2 protein-coding genes and 1 pseudogene are annotated in these 1,210 nt (G+C 32.6%); 2 read left to right on the forward strand and 1 reads right to left on the reverse strand.

Annotation, left to right across the window (positions count from 1 at the left end; translation table 11 throughout):
* Positions 1 to 159, reverse strand: a 159-nt coding sequence (locus KJR01_RS09570; protein ID WP_502756454.1) for a flagellin N-terminal helical domain-containing protein, incomplete at its 3' end; no start/stop codon positions are given.
* Between the two features lie 407 nt (positions 160 to 566).
* Between KJR01_RS09570 and KJR01_RS09575 the strand changes: the two genes are divergently transcribed.
* Positions 567 to 1,079 (forward strand): hypothetical protein, encoded by a 513-nt coding sequence (locus KJR01_RS09575; protein ID WP_214119005.1) that lies wholly within the window; start codon positions 567 to 569, stop codon positions 1,077 to 1,079.
* 30 nt (positions 1,080 to 1,109) lie between these two features.
* Positions 1,110 to 1,210: pseudogene (locus KJR01_RS10475) on the forward strand (flagellin N-terminal helical domain-containing protein); the annotation flags it as partial.

Here is a 1,210-nt window from a genome sequence, read left to right on the forward strand (position 1 = left end):
GCTATCAGCAATTGCCATACCTGAAGCATCATCAGCAGCAGAGTTAATTCTAAAACCTGAGTTTAACTTATTTAAAGAACTGTCAATTGATCTATTGTTCATAGATGCGTTTGCATGAGCGCTTAGCGCCGCCACGTTTGTGTTAATTCTGAATCCCATAATTTTCTCCTTAAAAAAATAATTGTCTTGATTTCCTTATCAAGTTACAACTATATCGGTGTGCTAAAAAATAACTTTAGGGGTGATGTGAAAAAAATTTTAAAAATGTGATTGTGATGTGGGGATAGGTGGCTTTTTGTGATTTTTTCTGTTAGGAAAAAATCGTAAAAAGCCTTGTGTTAGCTCGTTTTTAAACGAGCTAACCGAAATGAATAGGATTTGAGAGTGCGAAATTTCACGGAATTTGAAATTAGAATTAGGATTTTGTGAAAAACTTGTGAAAATGTGAAATATTTGTGAAAAGTTTTGATGAAAGACCCGCAAAAGCGGGGGGCGACCCATTCGCCCCTAAGATGTGATGAGATGTTATACAAAATTGATTAATATTTGCTTAAAGGTAGGTTAAAATGATTGAAAATATACTATTTATAAAGCATATTAGTGGCAAAATTTTAGCTATTGAAAATGAAATAAGAAAAAGAGTAAAAAATATAGTTTTAGATGAATATATAAGTATTTGCGAAGGTCATAGCGCTCCTAGTTTAGGGGCTTTGATTAGGCTTATATTTGATGAAAAATTAGAAAATATTGTTTTTAATAGTAAAGGATTTGAGTTTAGAAAATACTGCTCTAATAATAAAGATAGAATAAAGATAAACAATGGCTCAATAGCCGAAATCTATACACACATACAAGTGCAAATTGCTTTAAACCTTTATAGAATGATTAGAAATAGAGCTTTTCACGGGGCTGATATGTTTAAGGTGTATGAAAAGAATGGAAAAACAAGCCCTAGAATATTTACGCAAATTTATTTAGGCAAGGAGCTTTTAAACTTTGGTATCGAGCCTTGCAATATAGAAATATTTTTAGATGATTTAGGCGATATTTTGGGGGTGAATATGTGGGATAGACTTTAATCCCCAAACCCCCACTAGCTAAGCGCTCATGCAAACGCATCTATGAACAATAGATCAATTGACAGTTCTTTAAATAAGTTAAACTCAGGTTTTAGAATTAACTCTGCTGCTGATGATGCTTCAGGTATGGC

Source organism: Campylobacter sp. 2018MI10, assembly GCF_018501175.1.
Classification (GTDB): Bacteria; Campylobacterota; Campylobacteria; order Campylobacterales; family Campylobacteraceae; genus Campylobacter_E.

Coding starts and splice junctions, on each gene's coding strand:
- KJR01_RS09575 (WP_214119005.1), top strand. CDS start 567: ATGATTGAAAATATACTATTTATAAAGCATATTAGTGGCAAAATTTTA.